The organism is Halomonas almeriensis, assembly GCF_030409235.1.
Taxonomy (GTDB): Bacteria; Pseudomonadota; Gammaproteobacteria; order Pseudomonadales; family Halomonadaceae; genus Halomonas; species Halomonas almeriensis.
The window spans coordinates 64,666-91,581 of sequence record NZ_JAUFPO010000011.1; the positions used below are offsets into that span (position 1 = coordinate 64,666).

At 64.6% G+C, this 26,916-nt stretch carries 22 protein-coding genes and 1 pseudogene; 14 read left to right on the top strand and 9 right to left on the bottom strand.

Features of this window, described 5'->3' with window-relative positions; all coding sequences use genetic code 11:
• Positions 1 to 67 precede the first annotated feature (67 nt).
• A complete protein-coding gene (locus QWY74_RS10590) occupies positions 68 to 874 on the bottom strand; it encodes a cytochrome C assembly family protein (RefSeq protein ID WP_290314288.1) in 807 nt (268 codons plus the stop codon).
• A gap of 194 nt (positions 875 to 1,068) precedes the next feature.
• Between QWY74_RS10590 and ffh the strand changes: the two genes are divergently transcribed.
• From ffh to QWY74_RS10645, 11 genes are all read left to right on the top strand, one after another.
• Complete coding sequence (gene ffh, locus QWY74_RS10595; RefSeq protein ID WP_264826411.1) at positions 1,069 to 2,484, top strand: signal recognition particle protein; 1,416 nt, start codon at positions 1,069 to 1,071, stop codon at positions 2,482 to 2,484.
• 205 nt (positions 2,485 to 2,689) lie between these two features.
• Positions 2,690 to 2,938 carry a 30S ribosomal protein S16 gene (gene rpsP / locus QWY74_RS10600; protein WP_264826409.1) on the top strand — a complete coding sequence of 83 codons (249 nt, stop codon included), beginning with the start codon at positions 2,690 to 2,692 and terminating at the stop codon, positions 2,936 to 2,938.
• 18 nt (positions 2,939 to 2,956) lie between these two features.
• Complete coding sequence (gene rimM / locus QWY74_RS10605; protein ID WP_264826407.1) at positions 2,957 to 3,529, top strand: ribosome maturation factor RimM; 573 nt, start codon at positions 2,957 to 2,959, stop codon at positions 3,527 to 3,529.
• 17 nt (positions 3,530 to 3,546) lie between these two features.
• Complete coding sequence (gene trmD, locus QWY74_RS10610; RefSeq protein WP_290314289.1) at positions 3,547 to 4,347, top strand: tRNA (guanosine(37)-N1)-methyltransferase TrmD; 801 nt, start codon at positions 3,547 to 3,549, stop codon at positions 4,345 to 4,347.
• 129 nt (positions 4,348 to 4,476) lie between these two features.
• Positions 4,477 to 4,833: a 50S ribosomal protein L19 gene (gene rplS / locus QWY74_RS10615; RefSeq protein ID WP_264826405.1), complete on the top strand. Its 357-nt coding sequence runs from the start codon at positions 4,477 to 4,479 to the stop codon at positions 4,831 to 4,833.
• Between the two features lie 115 nt (positions 4,834 to 4,948).
• Complete coding sequence (gene xerD / locus QWY74_RS10620; RefSeq protein WP_264826404.1) at positions 4,949 to 5,851, top strand: site-specific tyrosine recombinase XerD; 903 nt, start codon at positions 4,949 to 4,951, stop codon at positions 5,849 to 5,851.
• A gap of 3 nt (positions 5,852 to 5,854) precedes the next feature.
• Positions 5,855 to 6,589 (top strand): DsbC family protein, encoded by a 735-nt coding sequence (locus tag QWY74_RS10625; RefSeq protein ID WP_264826403.1) that lies wholly within the window; start codon positions 5,855 to 5,857, stop codon positions 6,587 to 6,589.
• Positions 6,590 to 6,673: 84 nt separating this feature from the next.
• Positions 6,674 to 7,990: a homoserine dehydrogenase gene (locus QWY74_RS10630; RefSeq protein ID WP_264826486.1), complete on the top strand. Its 1,317-nt coding sequence runs from the start codon at positions 6,674 to 6,676 to the stop codon at positions 7,988 to 7,990.
• A 172-nt stretch (positions 7,991 to 8,162) separates the two neighbouring features.
• On the top strand, positions 8,163 to 9,551 hold the full coding sequence (thrC, locus tag QWY74_RS10635; RefSeq protein ID WP_264826402.1) for a threonine synthase: 1,389 nt from the start codon (positions 8,163 to 8,165) through the stop codon (positions 9,549 to 9,551).
• Between the two features lie 132 nt (positions 9,552 to 9,683).
• A complete protein-coding gene (gene recJ / locus QWY74_RS10640) occupies positions 9,684 to 11,483 on the top strand; it encodes a single-stranded-DNA-specific exonuclease RecJ (protein WP_264826401.1) in 1,800 nt (599 codons plus the stop codon).
• The gene (locus QWY74_RS10645; RefSeq protein ID WP_290314293.1) at positions 11,461 to 11,643 is read left to right on the top strand and encodes a hypothetical protein; all 183 of its coding nucleotides are present in this window, start codon (positions 11,461 to 11,463) and stop codon (positions 11,641 to 11,643) included. Before recJ ends, QWY74_RS10645 begins: the two co-directional genes overlap by 23 nt.
• Before the next feature lie 124 nt (positions 11,644 to 11,767).
• Here QWY74_RS10645 and QWY74_RS10650 read toward each other — a convergent pair whose 3' ends face one another.
• The 3 genes from QWY74_RS10650 to QWY74_RS10660 form a co-directional block, all read right to left on the bottom strand.
• Positions 11,768 to 12,187: a VOC family protein gene (locus QWY74_RS10650; protein WP_264826400.1), complete on the bottom strand. Its 420-nt coding sequence runs from the start codon at positions 12,185 to 12,187 to the stop codon at positions 11,768 to 11,770.
• Between the two features lie 117 nt (positions 12,188 to 12,304).
• Positions 12,305 to 14,815, bottom strand: coding sequence for a heavy metal translocating P-type ATPase (locus QWY74_RS10655; protein WP_264826399.1), 2,511 nt, complete (start codon positions 14,813 to 14,815; stop codon positions 12,305 to 12,307).
• Entirely contained in the window at positions 14,812 to 15,258 is a 447-nt protein-coding gene (locus tag QWY74_RS10660; RefSeq protein ID WP_264826398.1) for a MerR family transcriptional regulator, read from the bottom strand. The genes QWY74_RS10655 and QWY74_RS10660 overlap by 4 nt, the downstream gene beginning before the upstream one ends.
• 297 nt (positions 15,259 to 15,555) lie before the next feature.
• Here QWY74_RS10660 and QWY74_RS10665 point away from each other — a divergent pair, with 297 nt between their 5' ends.
• Positions 15,556 to 16,908 (top strand): OmpP1/FadL family transporter, encoded by a 1,353-nt coding sequence (locus QWY74_RS10665; RefSeq protein WP_290314294.1) that lies wholly within the window; start codon positions 15,556 to 15,558, stop codon positions 16,906 to 16,908.
• A gap of 92 nt (positions 16,909 to 17,000) precedes the next feature.
• Here the strand turns inward: QWY74_RS10665 and QWY74_RS10670 are convergent, their stop codons facing one another.
• From QWY74_RS10670 to QWY74_RS10690, 5 genes and pseudogenes are all read right to left on the bottom strand, one after another.
• Positions 17,001 to 18,599 carry an ABC transporter ATP-binding protein gene (locus QWY74_RS10670; RefSeq protein WP_264826396.1) on the bottom strand — a complete coding sequence of 533 codons (1,599 nt, stop codon included), beginning with the start codon at positions 18,597 to 18,599 and terminating at the stop codon, positions 17,001 to 17,003.
• A 66-nt stretch (positions 18,600 to 18,665) separates the two neighbouring features.
• Positions 18,666 to 19,562 (bottom strand): ABC transporter permease subunit, encoded by an 897-nt coding sequence (locus QWY74_RS10675; protein WP_290314295.1) that lies wholly within the window; start codon positions 19,560 to 19,562, stop codon positions 18,666 to 18,668.
• Positions 19,563 to 19,574: 12 nt separating this feature from the next.
• Positions 19,575 to 20,501 carry an oligopeptide ABC transporter permease OppB gene (oppB, locus tag QWY74_RS10680; RefSeq protein ID WP_264826394.1) on the bottom strand — a complete coding sequence of 309 codons (927 nt, stop codon included), beginning with the start codon at positions 20,499 to 20,501 and terminating at the stop codon, positions 19,575 to 19,577.
• Positions 20,502 to 20,505: 4 nt separating this feature from the next.
• Positions 20,506 to 22,110, bottom strand: a pseudogene (locus QWY74_RS10685) (peptide ABC transporter substrate-binding protein).
• A gap of 71 nt (positions 22,111 to 22,181) precedes the next feature.
• Positions 22,182 to 23,771, bottom strand: a complete 1,590-nt coding sequence (locus QWY74_RS10690; RefSeq protein ID WP_290314296.1) for a peptide ABC transporter substrate-binding protein — start codon at positions 23,769 to 23,771, stop codon at positions 22,182 to 22,184.
• 207 nt (positions 23,772 to 23,978) lie between these two features.
• Here QWY74_RS10690 and prfB point away from each other — a divergent pair.
• Both prfB and lysS read left to right on the top strand, forming a co-directional pair.
• Positions 23,979 to 25,077, top strand: a protein-coding gene (prfB, locus tag QWY74_RS10695; RefSeq protein ID WP_264826391.1) for a peptide chain release factor 2 whose coding sequence is annotated in 2 segments (ribosomal slippage) — positions 23,979 to 24,053 and positions 24,055 to 25,077 — 1,098 coding nt in all. Because the reading frame shifts where the segments join, the coding sequence is not laid out codon by codon here.
• A gap of 242 nt (positions 25,078 to 25,319) precedes the next feature.
• The gene (gene lysS / locus QWY74_RS10700) at positions 25,320 to 26,879 is read left to right on the top strand and encodes a lysine--tRNA ligase (RefSeq protein ID WP_264826390.1); all 1,560 of its coding nucleotides are present in this window, start codon (positions 25,320 to 25,322) and stop codon (positions 26,877 to 26,879) included.
• Positions 26,880 to 26,916 lie beyond the last annotated feature (37 nt).

Here is a 26,916-nt window from a genome sequence, read left to right on the forward strand (position 1 = left end):
TAAAAGTCCTCAAGTTGAGTCAGGTAGAGTTGTAGGGACTGGGGGGGTGGCCTGTCAAGACAGGGTGTCAGGCCCCGGCGAGCAGTACTTCCAGCACGAACTTGCTGCCGAAATACGCCAGCAGCAGCACCCCATAACCCAGCAATGTCCAGCTGACCGCGCGCATGCCGCGCCACCCCAGCCAGTGATGACAGCCCAGCAGGATGGCGAATATCAGCCAGGCGAGCAATGACAGCACCGTCTTGTGCACCAGGTGCTGGGCAAACATGTCGTCGAGAAAGACAAAACCGCTGGCGACCGCGACCGCCAGGCTCAGTAGCGCCATGCCGGCCCAGATCAGCTCGAACAGGATGCGCTCCATGCTGGTCAGCGGGGGCAGTGACTGTACCACCCCCCGGATATGGTGATGGCGCAGCGCATGGTTCTGGATGCCCAGCAGGACGGCCTGGAAAGCGGCGATGGCGAGCAGGGCGAAGGCCAGCGCGGAGCTCAGCGCATGCACGGCAATGCCCGGTGTCATGCCGGGGTGCCGCTCGGGGCTCGGCAGGCCGACCGCCAGCAGCAGGATCAGGCCGGTCAGCGGGAAGAGTCCCACGGCGACATTGAGCACCGGCTTGAAAAGGCTGACGACCAGCAATGTGAGCACCGCCAGGCCGCTGATCAGCACCGCGCTGGTGGTGATGCCGGGCAGCATGGAGGCGCCCCGATCGAGCAGGCCCAGCGCCAGCGGCACCTGGCAGGACAGTGCCAGCAGGCCGAAGCTGCGTACCAGGGCGCTGCGCGCCGAGACCCGGTGGGCCAGCGTCAGCGCCTGCCAGGAAGCGGCTGCCACGTAGAGAATGAATGCCATGAGGGCAAGGGGGAGCGCTTGCATCAATGCTGTCCATGCGCCTTCGCCAGCGCCTTGGGGTAAGACTTGAGCTTTCACTATACCGAAACGTCACGGCCTTGACAGCCACTGACACAAGATAACCGGCCATGCATGGAGACTGGCGAGCACAAGGCGTATAATTCTCCCCCATTGCAGGGAAGTCGTGGCTTCCCAGGCTATCGTATTCGGAGAGGCCCATGTTCCAGAACCTCAGTGACCGTCTGTCGCAGACGCTCAAGTCCATCAAGGGTCAGGCGCGCCTGACCGAAGACAACGTCAAGGAGACCCTGCGTGAGGTGCGTCGTGCGCTGCTCGAGGCGGACGTCGCCCTGCCGGTGGTCAAGGCCTTTGTCGACCGTGTCCGGGAGCGGGCTGTCGGCCAGGAAGTTTCCAAGAGCCTGTCGCCGGGGCAGCAGTTCATCAAGATCGTCCAGCAGGAGCTCGAGGCGATCATGGGCGAGTCCAACGAGAGCCTGGCGCTCAAGAGCTCGCCCGCGGTGGTGCTCATGGCCGGCCTGCAGGGCGCGGGCAAGACCACCTCGGTGGCCAAGCTGGCGAAATACCTGCGTGAGCGCGAGAAGAAAAAGGTGCTGGTGGTCTCGGCGGACGTCTATCGACCGGCGGCTATCGATCAGCTGGAAACCCTGGCCGGTGAAGTCGGGGTCGACTTCTTTCCCTCGAACAGTGCCCAGCAGCCGGTGGATATCGCCGGGGCGGCCATCAAGCATGCCAGGATTCAGTTCCATGATGTGGTGCTGATCGACACGGCAGGTCGCCTCGCCATCGACGAGGCGATGATGGCCGAGGTTAAGGGGCTTCATAAGGCGGCGCAGCCCGACGAGACCTTGTTCGTGGTGGACGCCATGACCGGCCAGGACGCGGCCAATACGGCCAAGGCCTTCCATGAAGCCCTGCCCTTGACCGGTGTCATCCTGACCAAGGCCGATGGTGACGCCCGCGGTGGTGCGGCGCTGTCGGTCCGTCACATTACCGGCAAGCCTATCAAGTTCATGGGCATGGGCGAGAAGGTTGATGCGCTCGAGCCCTTCCACCCGGACCGCGTGGCCTCGCGCATCCTCGGCATGGGCGATGTCCTGTCATTGATCGAGGAAGCCGAGCGTACCGTCGACAAGGGCAAGGCCGACAAGCTGGCCAAGAAGGTCAAGAAGGGTGATGGCTTCGACCTGGAAGACTTCCGCGACCAGTTGCAGCAGCTCAAGAAGATGGGCGGCATGGGCGGTATGCTGAGCAAGATGCCCGGCATGGGCCAGATGGCCGAGATGGCCCAGGGCCCCGGTCCCGAGAAGGAGTTCGGCAAGCTCGAGGCGCTGATCAACTCCATGACACCCAAGGAGCGCCGCAGCCCGGATATCATCAACGGCTCGCGCAAGCGTCGCATTGCAGCTGGTGCGGGCTTGCAGGTGCCGGACCTGAACCGTCTGCTCAAGCAGCACAAGCAGATGCAGAAGATGATGAAGAAGGCTGGCAAGAAGGGTGGCATGGAAAAAATGATGCGCGGCATGCCCGGCATGATGGGCGGCCAGGGTGGTCCGGGTGGCATGGGCGGCCCCGGCGGCATGGGCGGACCCGGCGGAATGCCGAGGCGTCGTTGAGCGGCCAGGGAAGTAAAACGCTTCCCAAGCAGGGCCGATTTCCGTAAAATGCTGCCTCTTCACTGGTGGGTCCGTGTGTTTTTGCGGGCCCTGTCGTGACGCAATCTTGCAGTGGTGGGCCTGCCGGCCGCCTCTGTCGTGATGCTATCGAGGGTCGAGCCCTCGGTCGAAAACCTCTGTAACTCAACCGAAGGACAGTCAACGCATGGTTACCATTCGTCTGGCACGGAGTGGCGCCAAGAAGCGTCCCTTCTACCATCTCGCCGTGACCGACTCGCGCAAGCCGCGCGACGGTCGTTTCATTGAGCGTCTGGGCTTTTTCAACCCGGTGGCGCGTGGTCAGGAAGAGCGTCTGCGCATCGACCTGGATCGTATCAGCCAGTGGCAGGAGCAGGGTGCACAGCTCTCCGCTCGCGTGGCCGAGCTGGTCAAGGAAGCCCGCAAGCAGGCGTGAGCCGCTTGAGGCGAGCGCATGGCCGATGCAGAGTCGACAACACGCATGAGTGCTGAGCAGAAGACATCGTCCGAGTATGTCGTGTTGGGCAAGCTGACCAGCCCCTACGGCGTCAAGGGCTGGCTCAAGGTGTATTCCTACACCAGCCCCATGGAAAGCATTCTCGAGTACAATGACTGGGTGTTGCGCCATCAGGGCAAGTCATCGCGCTATCGCTTGATTCAGGGGCGCCTTCACGGCAAGGGCCTGGTGGCCCGCCTGGAAGGGGTCGACGGCCGTGATCAGGCCGAGGCGCTGGCCGGTGCCGAAATCCTGCTGCCGACAGCCGAGCTGCCTGAACTGCCCGGCCACGACGATTTCTACTGGTATCAGCTCGAGGGGCTGGCGGTCGAGACGATCGAGGGGGTGGACCTGGGCGTCGTGGACTACCTGTTCGAGACAGGTGCCAATGATGTCCTGGTGATCAAGGCGCGCGAGGACGACAGCCACGGGGTGCGAGAGCGCCTGCTGCCCTTCCTGCCGGAAGAGGTGATCAAGCAGGTGGATCTCGATGCCGGGCGCATGGTGGTCGACTGGGACCCGGCATTTTGAGCCGGGGTGATGCGACGATGTGGGTCGGCGTCGTTTCACTCTTCCCGGAAATGTTCGACGCACTGACGCGCCAGGGCGTGACCGGGCGAGCCGTGGACAAGGGGCACATTGACCTGGTGTTCTGGAATCCTCGGGATTATGCCCAGGATCGTCATCGCACTGTGGATGACCGACCCTATGGCGGCGGCCCCGGGATGTTGATGAAGGTCGATACCCTGCGCGCCGCGATCCATGATGCGCGGGAACAGGCCGAGCTTGCGACCGGGCAGCGGCCGCGGGTGATCTATGTGTCGCCCCAGGGGCGCCGCCTCGATCAGCGCGGTGCGCAAGAGCTGGCGTCAGGCCCGCCGTTGGTGGTGGTGGCCGGACGCTATGAAGGCATCGATGAGCGGGTGGTGGAAGCCGACATCGATGAAGAATGGTCGATTGGCGATTATGTGCTGAGCGGTGGTGAGCTGCCGGCCATGGTGCTGATCGATGCCGCGGCCAGGCTGGTCCCCGGTGTGCTGGGGCATCAGGACTCCGCGGTCGAGGACTCCTTCAATGATGGGCTGCTGGATTGTCCGCACTACACGCGGCCGGAAGACGTCGAGGGACGTCGGGTACCGGACGTGTTGCTGAGCGGGAACCACAGTGCCATTCGACGCTGGCGATTGAAGCAGTCGCTGGGGCGTACCTGGTCAAGGCGCCCCGATCTGCTGGAAGGCAGGGTCTTGAACGATGAGCAACAGCAACTGCTCAAGGAGTTCATCGACGAATACGCCCCGACATCCACCGACCAGGTCGGGGCGGAGGTGCAGGACGCCGACAGGTCATGACGTCGGACGGACCTGTGTCACCAACGACACTCCCGCGCTCCGCGGTGTTCGGGCGCCGGGATCACGACTCGCTGGCCATTCATATGCCGGTCCGGCGGGTCACGTAACGTTATCGAGGAGTTGGTTATCATGAGTAGCAAGAACAAAGTGATCCAGGCGCTTGAAGCCGAGCAGATGAGCAAGGAAGTGCCGGAGTTTGCCCCGGGCGACACGGTTTCCGTGCAGGTCAAGGTCAAGGAAGGCAGCCGCGAGCGTCTCCAGGCCTTTGAAGGTGTGGTGATCGGCAAGCGCAACCGTGGTCTTAACTCGGCTTTCACCGTGCGCAAGGTGTCCAATGGTGTTGGCGTCGAGCGGACCTTCCAGACCTACAGCCCTCTGGTTGAATCCATTCACGTCAAGCGTCGCGGTGATGTGCGCCAGGCCAAGCTGTACTATCTCCGCGAGCGCAGCGGCAAGTCCGCACGCATCAAGGAAAAGCTCAGCTAAGGTCGGCCAGGCGGCGCTTGTGCGCCCGTCCCCTGCTGCCCCGTCACCGCTTCTGCGGGGCGGGGTTTTGTGTATACGGTGACCCGCAATGATGTCCCAGGCGAGGCAAGACCACATGTCGGCAGCACACGATGACTCTGCCCTGATCGATGCCTTCCTCGATAGTCTCTGGCTGGAGCGAGGGGCCAGTGACAATACCCTCAGTGCTTACCGTCATGACCTTCAGGCCTGGCAGTGGCAACTTGCCGAGTACCAGGCAAGCCTGCTCGCGCCCCCGGGGAAAGCTCTGGCCAACTGGCTGGAGCGGCGTCGCCAGGAGGGCTACAAGCTCCGCAGCAATGCACGCCTCTTGTCCAGCCTGCGCGGTTTTTACCAGTGGGCGCTGGGGGAAGGGCGCATCGACCATGATCCTCTCGCCGAGGTTCGCCTGCCCAGAGTGGCCCCTTCCTTGCCCGACACCCTGGAGGAGGACGAGGTGGAGCGCCTGCTCGAGGCGCCGGATGTGAAGACCGGACTGGGGCTGCGTGACCGCGCCATGCTCGAGGTGCTGTATGGGGCGGGGCTGCGCGTCACCGAACTGGTGGGGCTCACCACCGACGCCCTCAATCTGCGTCAGGGCGTGGTGCGTGTGCGCGGCAAGGGCGACACAGAGCGCCTGGTGCCGCTGGGCGAAGAGGCCGTGGACTGGCTGTCGCGCTATCTGCGCAGCGGCCGTGGCGCCCTGATGCAGGATGTCACACGTCCCGCCCTGTTTCCCGGCAGAGGGGATGCCTGCCTGACGCGCCAGGCCTTCTGGTATCGTATCAAGGCGCATGCCCGCAGCGCCGGCATCGAGCGCGGCCTGTCGCCGCACACCCTGCGGCATGCCTTCGCAACGCATTTATTGAATCATGGAGCCAATCTGCGTGTCGTACAGTTGTTACTGGGTCACAGCGACCTTTCCACGACCCAGATATACACCCATGTGGCGCAGGTCCGGCTCGAGGCCCTGCACGCCGAACATCACCCTCGAGGCTGAATCATGAGAAAACCCTTCCTCCCCCGGGCCAGCGGTCTGTTCGCCGCCCTCCTGGCGTTGCCTTCCCTCGGCTGGGCAGCGGTGCCCGAGTCCCTCGAGTCCATCGAGGTCTCCGGGCACAGCATGCCGGTGAAAGACGTGCGCGAGACGACCATGACGGATATCTACGAAGTCCGTCTGGAGACCGGGGAAACCTTCTACACCAATGCCGAGGGCAATTATTTCCTGGTCGGCGACCTCTATGAGAAGACCGACACCGGGCTTGTGAACCTCACGGAAAAGACGCGCAATGCCGAGCGCCAGGAACGCCTTGAGGCGGTGCCCGACGACAAGCGCGTCACCTTCCGCAGTACCGACGAGACGCGGGCCCGTGTCGTCGTCTTCACCGACACTACCTGCCCGTACTGCGAGCGGCTGCATGACGAGATGTCGCGTTTCAATGAGCTCGGGATTGAGGTCGATTACCTGGCATTTCCACGTGGCGGGCTGGAATCTCCGGGGGCGCGGGAGCTTCAGAAGATCTGGTGCGCCGAGAATTCCAGCGAGGCCATGTCGGCCGTGTTTGGTGACGAGTCGCTGGAAAGTGACGCAAACTGCGACAATCCGGTCGAGGAACAGTATCATCTGGGTCTCGAGCTCGGTGTCCAGGGGACACCGGCTATCATCATGCCCGATGGCAGCCTGGTGGCCGGCTATGTGCCGGCGGAGCGTCTGGCCAGCATGCTAGGCCTGAAATAATCGACATGACCGGTCCCACCTGGATCGGCGGCGAGCCCTGCCTCGCCAAGCTTGGATACACGCCAGAATGAAAGGGGAATGACATTGAATCCGGTGAGAGTGGGAATCTGTGGCCTGGGCACTGTCGGAGGTGGGACCTTCAACGTGCTGACGCGTAACGCCAATGACATCGCCCGGCGGGCGGGGCGGCCCATCGTGATTGAGCAGGTGGCCTATCGTAGCTCCAATCCCGAGTGCGACATCACCGGCATCAAGACGACACAGGATGTCTTCGAGCTGGCCGCCAATCCGGATATTGATGTTGTCGTCGAGCTGATCGGTGGCTATGACGTAGCGCGTGAGCTGGTGCTGGCCGCGATCGACAACGGCAAGCACGTGGTCACCGCCAACAAGGCACTGATCGCGGTTCACGGCAATGAAATCTTCCAGGCGGCGCATGAGAAGGGCGTGATCGTGGCCTTCGAAGCCGCCGTGGCGGGTGGCATCCCGGTTATCAAGTCGCTGCGCGAAGGCCTCGGCGCCAACCGCATCGAGTGGCTGGCCGGCATCATCAACGGCACCGGCAACTACATTCTCACGCACATGCGTGATGAAGGCCGGGCCTTCGAGGACGTGTTGGCCGAGGCGCAGGCACTGGGCTATGCCGAGTCCGACCCGACCTTCGACGTCGAGGGCATCGACGCCGCGCACAAGCTGACTATCTTGGCGTCCATCGCTTATGGCCTGCCGCTGCAGTTCGACAAGGCCTTTACCGAGGGCATCTCGCGGGTCACCGCCGAGGACGTCGAGCAGGCCGACAACCTGGGCTATGTGATCAAGCACCTGGGTATCTCCAAGCGCACCGAGACGGGCGTCGAGCTACGCGTGCATCCGACGCTGATTCCCAAGGAGCGCCTGCTGGCCAATGTGCATGGGGTCAAGAATGCCATCGCCGTGATGGGCGACGCCGTGGGGCCGACGCTCTACTACGGACCGGGCGCCGGCGCCGAGCCGACGGCTTCTGCCGTGGTCGCCGATATTCTCGACGTGGCGCGGGACATCTCCACCGATCATCGCTATCGCGTGCCCTATCTGGCATTCAGCGGCATCGACGAGGTCGATGATCAGCCGCAGATCATGCCGATGGAAGAGATCGACACCGCCTACTACCTGCGCCTGCTGGCCGTGGACCGCCCCGGCGTGCTGGCCCGCGTGGCGACCATCCTTTCCGAGGAAGGCATTTCCATCGAGGCGCTGGTGCAAAAGGAAATCACGGAAGGTGAGTTGGTGCCGATCATCCTGCTGACGCACATGACCCGCGAGAAGCACATGAACGAAGCCATCCGCCGCATCGAGGCCATGGCCGACATCGCCGGCTCGGTCACGCGCATCCGCGTCGAAAGCCTCGACGAGCAGGAATAATCCAGGACGGAAGAAGGAAGAGGGAAGAGGGAAGAGGGAGCCAGGCTAGTCTAGCGACCTGGGTGCCCAGGGTATTCTTCCCTCCTCAAGGCGCGAAGCGCCGTTCTTTGCTCTTCACTCTTCCAGCCCGGACGCAGTCCGGGCGCTCTTCCTTCTAGCGAGGAAACCGAGCATGCGTTATATCAGTACCCGCGGGCAGGCGCCTGCGCTTTCCTTTGAAGAGGTCGTGCTGACCGGCATGGCCAGTGATGGTGGGCTCTATGTGCCGGAGCAGGTCCCGCAGCTCAGCTACGAGGAGCTGGCCGACATGGCGGGCTGCTCCTATGCCGAGATTGCCTTCCGGGTCATGAAGCCTTACGTGGGCGGGGAGATCGATGACGAGACCTTTCGGGAGATCGTCCGCGATGCCTACTCGACCTTCAACCACGACGCCGTGGTGCCGCTGAACCAGCTGGATGCCAATCATTACCTGCTCGAGCTGTTCCATGGCCCGACGCTGGCGTTCAAGGATGTGGCCCTGCAGTTGCTGGGGCGCCTGCTCGATCATTTCCTCGCCAAGCGTGGCGAGCGGGCGGTGATCATGGGGGCGACGTCCGGGGATACCGGCTCGGCGGCCATCGAGGGCTGCCGGCACTGCGACAACCTGGATATCTTCATCCTGCATCCGCACCAGCGGGTCTCCGAGGTCCAGCGCCGTCAGATGACCTCGGTGCAGGCCGACAATGTCTTCAACATCGCCATCGAGGGCAATTTCGACGATGCCCAGGCGATGGTCAAGGCCAGCTTCGCCGACCAGTCCTTCCTCAACGGCACGCGCCTGGTGGCGGTCAATTCGATCAACTGGGCGCGCATCATGGCCCAGATCGTCTACTACGTGGCCTCCGCCGTGGCACTCGGCGCGCCACATCGCAAGACCGCCTTCTGTGTGCCCTCGGCCAACTTCGGCAATGTCTTCGCCGGCTACATGGCGTTTCGCATGGGGCTGCCGGTGGAGCGATTCGTGATTGCCACCAATGCCAACGACATCCTGCATCGGACTCTGGCCGACAACGACTTCTCGAAGAAGGAGCTGGTCGCGACCCTGGCGCCGTCCATGGACATCGTGGTGTCGTCCAACTTCGAGCGTTTGCTGTTCGAGGCCTATCAGCGTGACGGCGATGCCGTGGCCGAGCTGCTCGAGCGCTTCCAGCACGAGCCGTCGGCCCTGGCCGATGCCCCGCTGACGCGCCTGCGCGAGATGTTCGTCAGCCACAGCATCGATGACGCCACGATTCTGGAAGTCATCCGCGAGGCGCACCAGCGCACCCAGGAGACCCTGGATCCGCACACGGCCACCGGCTATCGTGCCGCCGAATGCCAGCGTGGCGACCCGAGCGTGCCGATGGTGACCCTGGCCACGGCGCACCCGGCGAAGTTCGCCGAGGCGGTGGTCAAGGCCGGCTTCCCGGGCGTGCCCTTGCCGCCGCACATGGAGGACCTGCTGGAGTGCGATGAGCGCTACACGGCGCTGCCGGCGGAGCTTGCCGAAGTGCAGAAGTTCGTCGCCGAGAAGCGGCGTTAAAGCCTTAAGCCGTAAGCCGTAAGCTGTAAGTGAAACGCAGCGAGGGTGGTGGGGCAGGCCTGTCCCCGGCGCCTCTCGCTTGCGGCGGTGCCATCTTGCATCCATTGCCTCGTGAACCCAGAGGAGCCAGGTGTGAACGCCCCTGTCGATCTGCATGAATGCCTCAAGCCGCGTATCCAGCCTCGCCCGCGTGACGAGGCAGTGGAGCAGCGTGCGCTGGCCGAGGGGCTGACGCCGTTGCAGGCGCGTATCCTGGCCGGCCGGCTGGCCGGGCATGAGGGTGAGCTGGGGCCTCTGGTCGCCCCCAGTCTGCGTCATCTGGCGCATCCCGAACGGCTCCAGGATGCTCGCCGCGCCGCCGAGCGTATCGCCCAGGCGGTGACCGAGGGTGAGCATATCGGCATCCTCACCGACTACGACGTGGATGGCATCACCTCGCATGTGGTGCTTCGGCGCACCCTCAACGAACTCTTCGGCATCCCCGAGAACCGGCTGCACAGCCTGATTGGCCACCGCATCCATGACGGCTATGGCATCAGCCTGCCGCTGGTCGAGCGCACCCTGGCGCTGTCGCCACGCCCCAGCCTGGTGATCACCGCCGACTGCGGCAGCAGCGACGAGCCGCGGATCGCCCGGCTGCGCGACGCCGGCATCGACGTGGTGGTCAGCGATCACCATGCCCTGCCCAGCGAGGGGCCGCCGGCGTCGGCCTATGCCACCGTCAACCCGACCCGCGATGACTGCCACTATCCCGACCCGACCATCGCCGGCTGCATGGTGGCCTGGCTGGTCATGTCGCTGACGCGCAGCGTGCTGATCGACTGGGGCGTGCTCGAGTCCTCCACGCCCAAGCTCTCCCCCTGGCTCTCCTATGTGGCCCTGGGCACGGTGGCCGACTGCGTGTCGCTGGGCGCCAGTGCCTCGAATCGTGCCGTGGTCGCCCATGGCCTGACCCTGATCAATCGCATGGAAGCCGCCTGCTGGCGCACCATGGCCCAGCGCCTGGGGGATGACAGCGTGCCCTTCGATGCCGAGACCCTGGCCTTCCAGATGGGGCCGCGCATCAACGCCCGCTCGCGTCTGGATGACCCCTATGCGGCGCTGCACTTCATGCTGGCGGCGGATGACAGCACGGCGGCGCGGCACCTCGAGACGCTGGATCAGGACAACCAGTCGCGCAAGGCCATCGAGGCCGACATGACCGAAACGGCACGCAGCCTGGCCATGGCCGAGCTGGAAGCGGGCTCGCCGCTGTTGCTGGTGCTGCTCGAGGACGGTCATCCCGGCGTGCAGGGCATCGTCGCCTCGCGGCTGGTGCAGGCCTATGGCCGGCCGGCCCTGGTGCTGACCCAGGCCGCCCAGCCCGGCATGCTGACCGGCTCCGGGCGCTCCATCGAGGCGCTGCATCTGCGCGACGCTCTGCAGCGCGCCCATGATCTGGCGCCTCACAGCCTGCCGCGCTTCGGCGGCCATCGTGGGGCGGCCGGCGTCGGGGTGCCGCGCGAGGCCGTCGAGGACTTCCGCCAGGCCCTGCTACAGGCTGTGAGCGAACAGCTCGGCGACCTGGAGCTCGCTCCGCGGGTCTTCACCGACGGCGAGCTCGAGGCGAACCAGCTGGGCCTGCACACCCTGGATGAACTCGAGACCCTCGGCCCCTTCGGCCGCGAATTCGATGCGCCACTGTTCGAAGGCGTACTGCGGGTGGAAAACCTGCGCCCCGTGGGCGCCGACGGCAGCCACCTGATGCTCGAACTGTCGCTGGGCGCGGTCAGTGTGCGCGCCATCTGGTTCCGCGCCCTGACCCCGGGCGAGGTACCGGCCTTCGAGGTTGGTGACCGGATTCGCTGCGCCTACAAGCTGAACCGCAATCGCTGGCGGGGGCGGGAGTCGTTGCAACTGATGATCGAGCATGCAGAACCAGTCGAAGGCTGAAGAAGGAAGAAGGAAGAAGGAAGAAGGAAGAAGGAAGAAGGAAGAAGGAAGAAGGAAGAAGGAAGAAGGAAGAAGGAAGAAGGAAGAAGGAAGAAGGAAGAAGGAAGGGCCTTGCGGACTGTCGCTTACTGGGCTTCACTTGCTGACCTCTGACCTCTGACCTCTGACCTCTGACCTCTGACCTCTGACCTCTGACCTCTGACCTCTGACCTCTGACCTCTGACCTCTGACCTCTGACTTCTGACCTCTGACTTCTTCCCTCTTCCCTCACTTCCCCTCTTCTTTCAGTAATTCGGCCAGACGCCGGGTGTAGCGAGTTCCAGCAGGTGGCCGTCCGGGTCGCGGAAGTAGAGGCTGTGACCGCCGCGTGTCCAGTGCGTCTGTCCTTCGATTTCGACGCCATGCCCCGTCAGGTGCTGCTCCCATTCGGCCAGGACGTCGGCGCTGATGGCGAAGGCCATGTGCACGGGCCCGTTGCCGTCATGGGGCGGGATGGTGCCCATGCTGTCGGGCAGCACCACGGTCTCTGTGGTCGTTCCCTGGAGAAACAGCAGCAGTATGGTGCCACTCCCGGCGTCGTAGGCGGTCATGCGCTGATCGGCGGTAAAGGCGGAGAGCCCCATGACTTCCTCGAAGAATTGACGGGCCCTGACCATGTCAGTGACGTAGAGGGCCGTTTCCAGTACACCATCGAGTCGTGGCATGCCGCTTCCTCCCTAATCCGAGTATCTCTCAGCCTAGCAGTCGCTGGCTTCAGTCCAGCCAGAACCACCAGACGATCAGCGCGATCAGCGCCAGGCCGAGGAGGTTGATGATCCAGTTCATTTGGCGCTCTCCTGTGTCGCGCTGGCGTCGCGCGGAGTGAACAGGCGCAGCCGGCTGGCGTTGCTGACCACGGTGATCGACGACATCGACATGGCGACGCCGGCGATCATGGGGGACAGCAGGCTGCCGGTCAGCGGGTAGAGCACGCCGGCGGCGATGGGGATGCCGATCAGGTTGTAGCCGAAGGCACCGACGAGGTTCTGGCGGATGTTGCGCAGGGTGGCGCGGCTGATCTCGATGGCCGCCACCACGCCATGCAGTGAGTCGCGCATCAGGGTGACGCCGGCACTCTCGATGGCCACGTCAGTGCCCTGGCCGATGGCGAAGCCCACGTCCGCCAGGGCGAGTGCCGGGGCATCATTGATGCCGTCGCCGACCATGCCGACTACCTCGCCCTGTTCCTGCAGGTGCTGGATCTCGGCGTGCTTGTCCTCGGGCAGCAGGTCGGCGCGGAAGTCGTCGATGCCCACGTCGCGGGCAATGGCCGCGGCGGTGTGGTGGTTGTCACCGGTCAGCATGACCACCCTGAGGCCATCCTCACGCAGCCGCTCGATCGCCGCCCGGCTGTCCTCGCGCAGCGGGTCGCTGATGCCGAAGAGGGCGGTCAGGCGGCCATTCACGGCCAACATGACCACGCTGCGCGCCTGTTGCTGAAGTCGCTCGATGACGGCCGCGCCGGGGTCGAGCTCGACTCCCTGCTCCCTGAGCAGGCGCGCATTGCCCAGCAGCAGCTCGGTGCCTTCCCCGGTGCGCGCTTTGACGCCGCCGCCTGTCACCGACTGGAAGCCGTGAATCTCGGCGGCCTCAACATTCTGCTGTTCGGTGTAGGTCAGCAAGGCGCTGGCCAGCGGATGTTCGGAGCCGCGCTCCAGCCCGGCCACCAGGGCGAGCGCGGTGGCCTCATCGCCGGCGAGGATCTCGGCTTCGGTGACTCTGGGCCTACCCTCGGTCAGGGTGCCGGTCTTGTCGACCACCAGGGTGGTCAGTCGGCTGGCGGTCTGCAGGGCCTCGCCGCTGCGCACCAGGACGCCGTGCTCGGCGGCCTTGCCGATACCGACCATGGTGGAGATCGGCGTCGCGAGTCCCAGGGCGCAGGGGCAGGCGATAATCAGAATCGTCGTGGCGGTGACCAGCATGTGAATCACCCGTGGCTCGGGCCCCAGGTTGAACCACACCAGAGCGGTAAGGACGGCGAGGATCATCACCGCTGGCACGAAAATGCTGGAGATACGGTCGGCCAACCGGCCAATCGGCGGCCGTGAATTCTGGGCGTTGGCGACCTGCTCGGTGATGCGGCCGAGGCGGGTGTCGGCGCCCACCCGAGTGGCCCGGTAGACCAGCGAGCCCTTGCCGTTGACGGTGCCGGCACTGACCTCATCGCCAATCGCCTTGGCTACTGGTGCTGGCTCGCCGGTGAGCATGGATTCGTCGACATGGCTGGAACCCTCCAGCACCTCGCCGTCCACTGCGAAGCGCTCGCCGGGTCGTACTCGCAGGTGATCGCCGGCGCCTACCGCATCGATGTCGAGCTCCTGTTCTTCGCCGTCTCGGATCACCCGCGCGGTTCGGCTCTGCAGATCGAGCAGGCGTCGCAGGGACTCACTGGTCCTGCCGCGGGCGCGCAGCTCCAGGGCATTGCCCAGCAGTACCAGGCCGATGACCATCGACGAGGCCTCGAAGTAGATGCCCCGTGCCGCTTCAGGCAGGGCGCCGGCGAAGGCCACTACCGCCATCGAGTAGAGCCAGGCGGTGCCGGTGCCCATGGCGATCAGGGTATCCATGTTGGCCTGCCGGTGACGCAGGCTCTTCCAGGCATTGGCGAAGAAATGGCGGCCGGGCAGGATCAGGACCCCTAGGGTCAGCAGGCCGACCACCAACCAGTAGAGCCTGCCGCCGCCCACCGGCGGCGGGTGGAAGAACCACATGCTGAGCATCAGTGGCACGGCCAGGGCCAGCGCGCCGCCGGCACCGCGCATCAGGCGTCGATACTCGGCCTTGTCACGCTCGGCACGAGTCTTTTCCGCCTGACGCATGTCGACCACCGGCTCGGCGCCATAGCCGACGCCTTCCACGGCCGTGACCAGGTCCTCGGTGCTCGCCGTACCCGTGACCCGGGCGGTATGGGTGCCGAAGTTGACGCTGGCCGCGCTCACGCCCGGCGTATTTTCCAGGGCGCTCTGCACACTGCGCACACAGCCGGCACAGCTCATGCCGGTGATCGACAGTCGCTGCGTGGTGCCGGCATCCGCGCTGTCTGTCGCCGCCGAGTTTTCGTCATCGGGGGCTGTCGCCGCGTCGTTCTCACGAGCCCCGGGCGGGTAGCCCGCGTCTTCGAGGGCGGCATCCAGGGCCTCGCCGCTCAGCGCGGTGGTGACCGTCAGCCGCTTGTCGGCGGGCTCGCCGCTGACCTCGGCGTCGGCGTCCTGTGAGCGGATGGCGTGACGCATGCGCCCGACGCAAGCCTGGCAGCTCATGTCGGGAATCCAGCGCTCGAACAGAGTGCTCATGAGGATGCCTCCGGTCGTTTTTCAGCGTCGCTCGAAAGCGGCTCGGGGAAGCTCTCGATCAGCCGGCACAGACTATGGCCATCCGGTGTGCCATCCGGCATCTCGGACCAGGCCGCCAGCGCTTGCTCCATGCGCGCGGCCAGCTCCTCGAGTTCACGGATGCGGGCGCGGATCTGCGGCAGGCGCTCGGCCATCAGGTCTCGCACCAGCGGGCAGGGCGAATCGCCCTGATCGGCATGCTCGAGGATCTGATGGATCTCGGCGATGCTGAAGCCCAGGGTGCGGGCGCGCTGGATGAACTGCAGACGCTCCAGATCGGTGTGATCGAAGAGGTGATAGCCGTTGTGGGGGTCCCGCCGCGGGGCCAGGAGGCCCTCCCGGGTATAGTGGCGCACCGTCTCGGCGGTAACGCCGGCCTTGCGAGCCAATTCGCTGACTTTCATCTTGCCCTCGTCCAGGGGTGGCGATGACAGCAGTGTAAAACCCTTGGGTTACACAAGGGTCAAGTGCACGGGGAAATGCCTTCCGTTGAAACGTCTTTTGCCGCAGCACTCGTAGCAGTGTAATACATTGAAAACGTGTGCTATTTACTGGCGTATGACTAAAGTATGAGGCCATTTGGCGTTAAAACAAACGTTTGGACTTGCGACTTTGCCGAGGTTTCGCAAACACTGTTGCCATAAGGTCGTGCTGCGACTGGTGTCATAACAATCATCGATCATGTTTAGGGATGTCCGCTCATGCATAACAAGCTCAACAAGATCACCGTTGCCGTGACCCTGGGGTCCGCCCTGCTGGCCGCGAGTCAGGCGTCGGCGTCCGGTTTCCAGGTGCGTGAACAGAGCGCCAAGGCGCTGGGTAACGCCATGGCCGGTGCCGCGGCCGGTGCCGAGGATGTCAGTTACATGACCTACAACCCGGCGGCCATCGGCAATGCCGAGGGCACCCAGCTGGCTGGCGGCATCTCTTTCATCGACGCTCAATTCGAGCTCACCGATGCGTCGGCGAGCCCGGCCGATAAGGACAACAGTTATAACCTGGGAGTCTCCCGCCAGGGCGGCGAGGAGGCCTGGGTGCCGAGCTTCGCCTTCAAGACCGACCTCAATGAGCGCATGGACTTCGGGCTTTCGGTCTCGGCGCCCTATGGTCTGTCGACCAAGTACGACAATGACTGGATCGGTCGCTATCACGCCATCGAGACCGAGCTCGAAACCATCGACATCCAGCCGACATTCAATTATCAGGCCACCGACCGGCTCGACCTGGCGTTTGGTCTGCGGGCGCAGTACGCCGATGCCACCCTCTCCAGAGCCATTGATCTCGGTTATGCCGGCGCGAAACTCGGTCAGCTGCCGCAGGCGGCGATCGGCAATGCTGATGGCATGGTTGAGGTGACCGGCGATGACTGGGGCTACGGCTACACCCTGGGGGCGCTGTTCCAGGCCACCGACCAGACCCGACTGGGCATCAGCTATCGCTCGGAAGTCGACCTGACGCTGGAGGGGGATGTCCGCTATCGATCCGACAACCCGACCGGCCAGCAGGTGCTGGCCGGCGTACAGGCCATGGGGAAGCGGCGTGATGCCGGTGGCACGGCCGACCTGACCACCCCGGCCAACATGAACCTGGGCATCTATCATGAGGTGAGTGACCGGTTCGCGCTGATGGCCAATGCCGAATGGACCGAGTGGAGCAGCTTCGATGAGCTGGTCGTCGAGTCCGGCGGTCAGGACATCAGCACCACCGAGGAAAACTGGAACGATACCTGGGCGTTCTCCGTGGGGGCCAACTACAAGGTCAACCGCCAGTGGCTGCTGCGGGCCGGTGTTGGTGTCGACGAGTCGCCGGTGCCGGATGCCGAGCACCGCACGCCGCGCGTACCGGATGCCGACCGTCAGTGGGCGACCCTGGGGGCGACCTGGATGCCGACCACCGACCTCAGTGTGACCGCGGGCTACATGCGGGTCTTCGGTGACGATGGCGATATCAACCAGTCCGGTGCCAAGCCGGAAAACGCCACCCGCGGCGATCTCTCCGGTACCTATGAGGTCTCGGCGGATGTCTTCGCGCTTTCGCTAGGTTATCGCTTCTGATCCCACCCGATCCATGTGCAGAGATGATGAACCCCGGCCTGCCGGGGTTCGTTATTTTCGGGGCGCGTTAGGGTGACAGCCGCGGTTTCGGCTCAGGCGGCGGGGTCGACGAAGGCGGCGCGCATCAGCTCCCGGGTATAGGCCTCTCGCGGGTTGGCGAATACGCTTTCGGTGGCGCCCTGTTCGACCACCATGCCGTCCTTCATGACCAGCACGGTATCGGACAGGGCACGCACCACGGCCAGGTCGTGGCTGATGAACACATACGTCAGCCCGTACTTGTCCTGGAGATGGCGCAGCAGCTCGATCACCGTGACCTGCACCGAGCGGTCCAGCGCCGAGGTGGGTTCATCGAGCAGCAGGAAGTCGGGCTTGAGGACCAGGGCGCGGGCGATGGCGATGCGCTGGCGTTGGCCGCCGGAAAACTCATGCGGATAGCGCTTGCGCATCAGCGGATCCAGGGCGACGTCCTCCAGCGCCTCGATGACGCGGCGCTCGCGTTCCCGGCGGTCCAGCTCGGGGAAGTGCACTCTCAGCCCCTCGCTGATGATCTCGCCTACGGTCAGGCGTGGCGAGAGCGAGCCGAAGGGGTCCTGAAAGACTACCTGCATGCGTGAGCGCAGCGGGCGCATCAGTGCCTTGTCGAAGCCCGAGATGTCCGTGTCCTCGAAGCGTAACTGGCCCTGGCTGTCGAGCAGCCGCAGCAGGGCGCGGCCCAGGGTCGACTTGCCGGAGCCGGACTCGCCGACGATGCCGACCGTCTGGCCGCGCTGCACGTCTAGCGTGATGCCACGCACGGCCTCGAAGACGTCGTCGGCCGCGAAGAGCCGCTTGCGGGTCGTGAAGCGCACCCGCATGTTCCTGGCCTGCAGCAACAGGGGCGCGTCCGCGGCTACCGGTGGCTTGTGGCCGCGTGGCTCGGCCTCCAGCAGCATGCGCGTGTAGTCGTGCCGGGGGGCGGCGAAGACCTCGGCGGTGCTGCCCGACTCGACCAGCTCGCCATGACGCATGACGCAGACGCGCTCGGCGAACTGTCGCACCAACCCCAGATCGTGGGTGATGAAGAGGATGGCCATGCCATAGCGCCGCTGGAGGTCGCGCAGCAGCTCCAGTATCTGCGCCTGCACAGTGACGTCCAGGGCGGTGGTCGGCTCATCGGCGATCAGCAGGCGGGGCTCGCAGGCTAGTGCCATGGCGATCATCACCCGCTGGCGCTGGCCGCCGGAGAGTTCGTAGGGATAGCTGTCGATGCGGCGTTGCGCTTCGGGAATGCCCACCTGCTCGAGGAGTTCCAGCACCCGGGCCCGTGCGGCCTTGCCGCTCATGCTGCGATGCTTCTTCAGCACTTCGGCGACCTGGCGGCCGATGCGCTGCAAGGGGTTGAGCGAGGTCATCGGCTCCTGAAAGATCATCGAGATGTCGTTGCCGCGCAGCTGGCGAATGCGTGATGCCGATGCCTCTGTCAGGTCTTCACCGGCGAAGCGTATCTTCCCGGAGATGCGAGCCATCTCGGGCAGCAAACGCATCACGGCGGTGGAGGTGACCGACTTGCCGGAGCCGGACTCGCCGACGAGTGCCAGGGTCTGGTTCTCGCCGATCGAGAAGCTGACGTCCTTGACCGCGGTGACGGGCCCCGTGGGCAGATCGAAGTCGACCCTGAGGTTATCGATCTCGAGCAGCGGTGTGGTCATCTCGGCCTCCCCTGGCGAGTGGTGTCGAACGTTGCGGCCGGCCTGGGCGTGCGGTAGAGGCGCGGTTCAACGGGTGCGTGGGTCGAGGGCATCGCGCAGTCCATCACCGAGAAAGTTGAGACAGAACAGGGTCACCGCCAGGAAGACCGCCGGCACGATCAGCATCCAGGGCGCGCCCTGCATGTTGGCGGTGCCCTCGCTGATCAGTACCCCCCAGCTGGTCAGCGGCTCCTGCACCCCGAGCCCCAGAAAGGACAGGAAGCTCTCCAGCAGGATCACCTTGGGCACGGTCAGGGTGACATAGATGATCACCGGCCCCACGGAGTTGGGGATCAGGTGGCGCAGCACGATGGTCGAGTCCCTGACCCCCAGGGCATGGGCGGCCTCGATGAACTCGCGGCGCTTCAGCGAGAGCGTCTGGCCGCGCACGATGCGCGCCATGTCGAGCCATTCCACGGCACCGATGGCGGCGTAGATCAGCAGGATGTTGCGGCCCAGCACCACCATCAGCAGGATCACCAGGAACATGAAAGGCAGCGAATACATGATGTCGACGAAGCGCATCATCAGGCTGTCCACGCGGCCGCCCATGTAGCCGGCGATGGCACCGTAGAGCACGCCGATCACCAGGCTGACCAGGGTTGCCACCAGCGCCACCGACAGCGAGATGCGGCCGCCGTACAGGCTGCGGGTCAGCAGGTCGCGGCCATTGGCGTCGGTGCCCAGGAAGTGGTTGCCCTCGAGCGTCGGCGGCACACCGAAGGCGTTCCAGTCGACCTCGGCCAGTCCCCAGGGCAGCAGCCAGGGGCCGACGACGCAGGCCAGAGTGATGACGCCCAGCATAATCAGGCTGGCCATGGCGGCGCGGTTTTGACGCAGGCGGCGCCAGGCCTCGCGGCCCAGGCTCTCACCGGCGACGGTGGTGCTCGGGTCATCAGTGCTGGCGTGGGAAGAGGATGTCATGGCGCGCTCCGATCAGTCGTCATAGCGGATCTGCGGGTCGAACAGGGAATACAGCAGGTCGACGATCAGGTTCATCAGCACGATCAGCACGCCGTAGAAGACCACCGTGCCCATCACCAGGGTGTAGTCGCGGTTGAGGGCGCCCTGCACGAAATAGCGGCCGATGCCCGGCAGGCCGAAGATCTGCTCGATGACCACCGAGCCGGTGATGATCCCCGCGATGGCGGGCCCCAGGTAGGAGAGTACCGGCAGCATGGCCGGCCGCAGCGCATGGCGCAGGATCACCTCGTGCTCGCGCAGCCCCTTGGCCCTTGCGGTGCGGATGTAGTGGCTGCCCAGCACCTCGATCATCGAGGCGCGCATCATGCGCGCCACATAGGCAATCTGCTGGATGGCCAGAGCCACCACCGGCAGGACCAGGTTGGGCAGGGCGCCGCCGTTCCAGCCGCCCACCGGCAGCCAGCCGAGCAGCACCCCGAACAACAGCGCCATCAGCGGGGCGATCACGAAGTTTGGAATGGCGATGCCGCCCAGCGCCACGCCCATCAGGCTGTAGTCCAGGGCAGTGTTGCGCTTCAGCGCGGCCATCACGCCCATCGGCAGGCCCAGCAACAGGGCCAGGCCAATCGCCAGGGCACCCAGCTCGAGGCTGACCGGGAAGCCCTGCATGATCAACTCGGTGACCGAGAAGTCCTTGTACTTGAACGAAGGCCCGAAGTCGCCCTGCAGGAGGTTGCCCATGTAGCGCAGGTACTGCATCCACAGGGGCTCATCCAGGTGATAGGCGGCCATCAGGTTGGCCTCGATCTCCGGCGGCAGCTGGCGTTCGCCATCGAAGGGGCCGCCCGGGGCGAGCCGCATAAGGAAGAACGACAGCGTGATGACGATCCACAGGGTCGGGATCGCCATGGCCAGTCGTTTGGCAATGTAGTTCAGCAAGGACTCACTCCTCGAAGCTGATCCAGCGCGAGGGATGGTCATCCTCGATGTTGTTCTGCCAGCCATCCAGTGCCGGGTTGACCAGGTTGCGGCTCACATAATAGAGCAGCGGTGCCACGGCATGGTCCTGCATGGCCAGCGTCTCGGCCTCTTCCAGCAGGGCCTGGCGGGCATCGGCGTCCTGGGTCCGGGCAGCCTCTGCCAGCAACTCATCGAATGCCGGGTTGGCGTAGGCGCCGTAGTTGTTGCCCACGCCGGACTCGAGCAGGGTGAGGAAGTTCTCGGCGTCATTGTAGTCGGCGACCCAGCCGGCCCGGGCTACATCGAAGTCGCCTTCGGCGATGGTCTGGTAGTGCACCGTGGCCTCGGCATTGATCAGCTCGACCTCGACGCCCAGCGGCCGCCACATGGCGGCGATGGCCACGGCAATGCGCTTGTGCTCTTCACTGGAGTTGTAGCGCAGGCGCAGCTCCAGGGGGTTGTCGGGACCATAACCGGCCTCTTGCAGCAGCTTTCTGGCCTGCGCCATGCGGGCTTCCATCTTGCCGGCGGTGGGCGCCTCATCGACCCCTTCGTAGTGGTTGACACCGGGTGGCACGAAGGCGTTGGCGGGCTCGAAGGTGCCCTGCATCAACTGCTCGGCAATGACCTTGCGGCGAATCGCCAGGCTGAGGGCTTCGCGTACCCGGGCATCACCGGTGGGATGGCCGTCGCGGTGGTTGAAGACGTAGTAATAGCTGCCCAGGTAGGGCGCCATCCGGGTGGCCTCCGGCAGGTTCTCCTGCAGCCACTGATAGCGCTCCGAGGCATATTCGCGGACGATATCCAGCTCCCCGGCACGAAAGCGCGACAGCGCGGCACTGCGGTCTTCGCTGGTGTGGTAATTGACCCGCTCGAGGCTGACTTGCTCGGCGTCATAGTACTGGCTGTTGGGCTCCACGCTGATGCGCGACTGGGAGACCCATTCCACCGGCGTGAAGGCGCCATTGGTGGCGGTATGCTCGAGGTCGACCCAGTCGCTGCCGTGCGCTTCGAGCAAATGGGTGGGCAACGGGTAGGCCGTGTAGTGGGTCAGCAGCTGCGGGAAGTAGGGGGTGGAATGCTCCAGCTCGACGCGCAGGGTGCGCCCGTCATCCAGCGCCTCGACCCCCAGCTTTTCCGGGGGCATCTCGCCGCGGTTGATGGCCTCGGCATTGACCACCGGATACAGCATGTAGGCTTACTTGGAAGCATTGCGGGGCTTCAGCAGATGGCGCCAGCCGGTGACGAAATCCTCGGCGGTGACGGGCTCGCCATCCGACCAGCGGGCGTCCTGGCGCAGGTGGAAGGTGTAGGTTCGGCCGTCCTCGGAGACCTCGTGATCCGTCGCCATGCCTGGCAGCAGCTTGCCATCGGGAGCGAGCTTGAAGAGCCCCTCGTAGACGTCCATCAGCACCTGGGACTCCCAGACGCCGCCCGCCACCTGAGAGGTGTCGAAGGACGCCAGCTCGCCCATGACACCGATGTCCAGCGTCTGTGCCTGGGTGGTGGAAGCGAAGAGGGTCGTGGTGGCCATGGCCAGGCCGAGCGCCAGGCCGGAAGCATTCCGTTGCAGTGGTAAGGCGGACATGAAGACTCCTGATCAGTGAAGCGCAGACACACCGCTGCGCCCCGCAGTAGCGGGGGCGCAGGTCGGTCGGCTCAGTTGGTTTCGTCGAGCGAGACGTAACGCGACGGATGCATGTCCAGTGCGTTGTTCTCCCAGCCGTTCAGGGCCGGGTCGACCAGGTTGCGAGCACTGTAGAGATAGATGGGTGCCAGCGGATAGTCGGCCAGCGCCATGGCCTCGGCGCGCTCCATCATGTCGCGCCGCGCGTCGTCGTCCGACTCGCGGTCGGCCTCGCCGAGCAGGCGGTCGAATTCCGGGTTGGCATAGTTGCCGTAATTGTTCGTGCCTTCGCTGGAGAGCAGCTGAAGGAAGTTCTGGGCATCGTCGTAGCTGGAGATCCAGGCGGCGCGGGCGACCTGGAAGTCGGCCTCCATGAGCTCGGAATAGTGCACATTGGCTTCGCTGGCGCGCATCTCGACTTCGACGCCCAGCGGCTCCCACATGGCGGCTACTGCTACCGCGATACGCTGGTGCTCTTCGCTGCTGTTGTAGCGCAGGGTCAGCTCCAGCGGGTTGTCCGGGCCATGGCCGGCTTCCTGCATGAGCTCGCGGGCGCGGGCCATGCGGGTTTCCATGTCCTCGTCGAGCCCCGGCTGCACGGCGGGGGTGTAGTGGTTGACGCCGGTGGGCACCAGTGAGTGGGCCGGGGTGACGGCGCCATCGAGCAACTGGTTGGCGATCACCTCGCGGCGAATGGCCAGCGACAGGGCTTCGCGGATGCGCCTGTCGGCGACCGGGGAGTTCTCGGCCAGGTTGAAGGCATAGTAATAGCTGCCCAGCGAGGGCGTGATCCGGGTGGCCTCCGGCAGGTTGTCCTCGAGCCACTGATAGCGGGCCGCCGGGAAGTCGCGCAGGATATCCAGCTCGCCGGCCCGGAAGCGCGAGATACCGGCGTTCTTGTCCTCCACCGGAAAGAAGTTGACGCCCTCCAGGCTGACGCTGTCGGCGGCGTGATACGCCGGGTTGCGGGCGGTTTCCAGGCGGGTGTTGGCGACCCGGCTGACGGGCTTGAAGGCGCCGTTGACGACGATGTTCTCGGGCTTGCTCCAGGCGTCGCCATGCTCCTCGACCGCGTGCTCGGGCAGCGGGTAGCCGAAGGGCAGGATCAGGGTCTTGAGGAAGTAGGCCGCGGGCTCCTCGAGGTGGATGACCAGGGTGCGGCCGTCATCCCGGCTTTCCACGCCGAGCGCATCCAGTGGCTTGTCGCCGGCGTTGACCGCTTGGGCGTTGACCACCGGATAGAGGCGATGTGCATAGTTGGAGGCGGTTGCCGGGTTCACCTGGCGGCGCAGGGCGAACACGAAGTCCTCGGCGGTCAGCGGTTCGCCGTCCGACCAGCGCAGCTCATCGCGCAGGGTGAAGGTCCAGCGCTTGCCGTCCTCGCTGACGGTCCAGTCACTGGCCGCGCCGGGGATCATCTCGCCCTGGGCATTGACGGCGATCAGGCCCTCGAAGATGTCGCGCAGCACGTCCTCTTCCCAGACACCGCCGGTGATTCGCGAGGGATCTAGTGAGCTCGGGTCGCCGCTGATGCCGATGTCTAGGGTCTGTGCCGCCACGGGCGACGCCATCAGGGCAGAGGCAAGCGCTATGCCGCTCATCAGGGACGTGCGTTGATGCATCTTGAGTCCCTTCTTTATTGGGATGTCATGGGCGAGTGAAACCCGCTCTGTCATATCAGCGTGCCATGTGCCGCGGTGCGATGCGAGAGGGCGCGACGGCAAGACGGGATGACGCTGTGACGGCATTTGGCTACAATACCTGATCCTTCCTTGGCCGCCGACACGCTTTAGGGTGTGGCGGACATTTTCAAAAACTAGGCGAGCGTCATGCAGGAAGTCAATCCTATCAATAACCTCATCAAGGACCTGTCTGAACGGACAGACGTCCTGAGGGGGTATCTTTGACTATGCCGAAAAGAAAGAACGGCTAGAAGAAGTCACTCGTGAGCTCGAGGACCCCAACGTCTGGAGCGATCCTGATCATGCCCAGAAGCTTGGCAAGGAGCGGGCGACCCTCGAGATGGTGGTGGAGACCATCGATGAACTGGAGCGCGGTCTGAACGACAACCGCGACCTGCTCGAGCTGGCCGAGATGGAAGATGACACGGACACGGTCGATGAAGTGAGCCGTGAGCTCGAGGGCCTCCAGGCCAATCTCGAGAAGCTCGAGTTCCGGCGCATGTTCTCCGGCGAGATGGACCCCAACAACGCCTATCTGGATATTCAGGCGGGTTCTGGCGGCACCGAGGCCCAGGACTGGGCCAATATGCTGCTGCGCATGTACCTGCGCTGGGCCGAGCATCACGACTTCAAGACCGATCTGATCGAGCTCTCGGCCGGTGATGTGGCCGGCATCAAGTCGGCCACCGTGCACATCCAGGGCGAGTACGCCTTCGGCTGGCTGCGCACCGAGACCGGCGTTCATCGTCTGGTGCGCAAGAGCCCGTTCGATTCCGGCGGCCGGCGTCACACCTCCTTCGCTTCGGTGTTCCTGTCGCCCGAGGTGGACGACAGTTTCGAGGTGGAGATCAACCCCTCGGACCTGCGCGTTGACACCTATCGCTCCAGTGGCGCCGGCGGCCAGCACGTCAACACCACCGATTCCGCAGTGCGTGTGACTCACGAGCCCACCGGTATCGTGGTGGCCTGCCAGAGCCAGCGCAGCCAGCACGCCAACCGCGACTTCGCCATGAAACAGCTGCGGGCGAAGCTGTGGGAACTCGAGATGGAAAAGCGCAATGCCGCCAAACAGGAAGCCGAGGACTCCAAGTCCGACATCGGCTGGGGAAGCCAGATCCGTTCCTATGTGCTGGATGACCAGCGCATCAAGGACCTGCGGACCGGCGTGCAGTCCAGCAGTTGCGAGAAGGTGCTGGACGGTGACCTGGATCAGTACATCATCGCCAGCTTGAAGCAGGGGCTGTAACGCGCCCCGCGAGGCGAGCTGCGAGGGACGAGCTACGAGAAACGAACTGTGAGAAACGAGCCAACCCCGAAGCTTGAAGCCGGAAGCTGCAATGAAACCGCCTCACAGCTCGAAACTCGCAACCCGCAGCTCGAAGCTCGAGGCCCGCAGCTCGAAACTCGTAATCCGCAGCTTGAAGCTCGAGGCCCGCAGCTCGAAACTCGCGATCCGAAGCCCGTAGACCACTTATGACAGGTAGCAATATGGCCCACCAGGAGAACTCACAGGCCTCCGCGGCGACCACCGACGAGAATCACCTGATCGCGGAGCGCCGTGCCAAGCTGGCCGAACGCCGTGAACGTGCTGCCGTCGAGGGAGGCAGTGCCTTCCCCAATGACTTCCGGCGTGACAGCCTGGCCGCGGAGCTGCAGGAAGAGCTGGGCGAGAAGGACAAGGCCGAGCTCGAGTCCCTGGGCCGTCCGGCGGCCGTGGCCGGGCGTATCCTGCGCAAGCGCGGGCCCTTCATCGTCATCCAGGACGTGTCCGGTCAGATTCAGCTGTATGTCGACAAGAAGGGCCTGCCGGCCGAGCTGCTCGAGGACATCAAGGGCTGGGACATCGGCGACATCGTGGCCGGCAGCGGGCCGGTGCACAAGTCGGGCAAGGGCGATCTCTACGTGATGATGGAGCAGGCGCGGCTGCTGACCAAGAGCCTGCGCCCGCTGCCCGACAAGTTCCATGGTCTGACCGACATGGAGGCTCGCTATCGTCAGCGTTATGTCGACCTGATCATGAACCCCGGCTCGCGGGATGTCTTCAAGACCCGCGCCGGCGTGATCAGCGCCATGCGCCGCTTCTTCGAGGACCACGGTTTCATGGAAGTCGAGACGCCGATGCTGCAGCAGATCCCCGGCGGCGCCACGGCACGGCCCTTCATCACCCACCACAATGCGCTGGACATGGACATGTACCTGCGCGTCGCCCCGGAGCTTTACCTCAAGCGACTGGTGGTGGGCGGCTTCGAGAAGGTCTTCGAGATCAACCGCAATTTCCGCAACGAAGGGCTGTCCACGCGTCACAACCCCGAGTTCACCATGGTCGAGTACTACCAGGCCTATGCGGACTACCATGACCTGATGGACTTCACCGAGGCCATGCTGCGTCAGGTGACGCGCACGGTGCTGGGCGACTCTCTGGTGATCAATAGCGTGAGGGACGCCGAGGGCGAGGTGCTTGACAGCGTCGAATATGATTTCGGCAAGCCCTTCGAGCGTCTCAGCGTCTTCGATGCCATCCTGGCCTATAACGATGACATCAGCGCCGAGGCGCTGGCCGACGCATCCGCCGCCCGCGAGATTGCAAAGCGACTGGGTATCAAGCTCCAGGAGGGCTGGGGGCTCGGCAAGGTGCAGATCGAGATCTTCGAGGAGACCGTCGAGCATCGTCTGCAGCAGCCGACCTTCATCACCGACTATCCCACCGAGGTCAGCCCGCTGGCGCGTCGCAAGGACAGCAATCCCTTCGTCACCGAGCGTTTCGAGTTCTTCGTCGGTGGCCGCGAGCTGGCCAATGGTTTCTCCGAGCTCAATGATGCCGAGGACCAGGCCGAGCGCTTTGCCGCTCAGGTGGCCGAGAAGGAGGCCGGCGACGACGAGGCCATGTACTATGATGCCGACTATGTCCGGGCCCTGGAGTATGGCATGCCGCCGACGGCGGGCGAGGGCATCGGCATCGACCGGCTGGTGATGCTGCTCACGGACAGCGCCTCGATCCGCGATGTCTTGCTGTTTCCGGCCATGCGCCCCGAGGGAAGTACTGCTTAAATGCCTGCGCGCGCAAATCGCGGCGTTGCGCGGGGCG

Coding starts and splice junctions, on each gene's coding strand:
- ffh (WP_264826411.1), top strand. CDS start 1,069: ATGTTCCAGAACCTCAGTGACCGTCTGTCGCAGACGCTCAAGTCCATC.
- QWY74_RS10590 (WP_290314288.1), bottom strand. CDS start 874: ATGCAAGCGCTCCCCCTTGCCCTCATGGCATTCATTCTCTACGTGGCA.
- QWY74_RS10665 (WP_290314294.1), top strand. CDS start 15,556: ATGCATAACAAGCTCAACAAGATCACCGTTGCCGTGACCCTGGGGTCC.
- trmD (WP_290314289.1), top strand. CDS start 3,547: ATGTGGGTCGGCGTCGTTTCACTCTTCCCGGAAATGTTCGACGCACTG.
- thrC (WP_264826402.1), top strand. CDS start 8,163: ATGCGTTATATCAGTACCCGCGGGCAGGCGCCTGCGCTTTCCTTTGAA.
- xerD (WP_264826404.1), top strand. CDS start 4,949: ATGTCGGCAGCACACGATGACTCTGCCCTGATCGATGCCTTCCTCGAT.
- lysS (WP_264826390.1), top strand. CDS start 25,320: ATGGCCCACCAGGAGAACTCACAGGCCTCCGCGGCGACCACCGACGAG.
- rimM (WP_264826407.1), top strand. CDS start 2,957: ATGGCCGATGCAGAGTCGACAACACGCATGAGTGCTGAGCAGAAGACA.
- QWY74_RS10650 (WP_264826400.1), bottom strand. CDS start 12,187: ATGCCACGACTCGATGGTGTACTGGAAACGGCCCTCTACGTCACTGAC.
- rplS (WP_264826405.1), top strand. CDS start 4,477: ATGAGTAGCAAGAACAAAGTGATCCAGGCGCTTGAAGCCGAGCAGATG.
- QWY74_RS10625 (WP_264826403.1), top strand. CDS start 5,855: ATGAGAAAACCCTTCCTCCCCCGGGCCAGCGGTCTGTTCGCCGCCCTC.
- QWY74_RS10690 (WP_290314296.1), bottom strand. CDS start 23,771: ATGCATCAACGCACGTCCCTGATGAGCGGCATAGCGCTTGCCTCTGCC.
- QWY74_RS10675 (WP_290314295.1), bottom strand. CDS start 19,562: ATGACATCCTCTTCCCACGCCAGCACTGATGACCCGAGCACCACCGTC.
- QWY74_RS10645 (WP_290314293.1), top strand. CDS start 11,461: ATGCAGAACCAGTCGAAGGCTGAAGAAGGAAGAAGGAAGAAGGAAGAA.
- QWY74_RS10655 (WP_264826399.1), bottom strand. CDS start 14,815: ATGAGCACTCTGTTCGAGCGCTGGATTCCCGACATGAGCTGCCAGGCT.
- QWY74_RS10670 (WP_264826396.1), bottom strand. CDS start 18,599: ATGACCACACCGCTGCTCGAGATCGATAACCTCAGGGTCGACTTCGAT.
- QWY74_RS10660 (WP_264826398.1), bottom strand. CDS start 15,258: ATGAAAGTCAGCGAATTGGCTCGCAAGGCCGGCGTTACCGCCGAGACG.
- rpsP (WP_264826409.1), top strand. CDS start 2,690: ATGGTTACCATTCGTCTGGCACGGAGTGGCGCCAAGAAGCGTCCCTTC.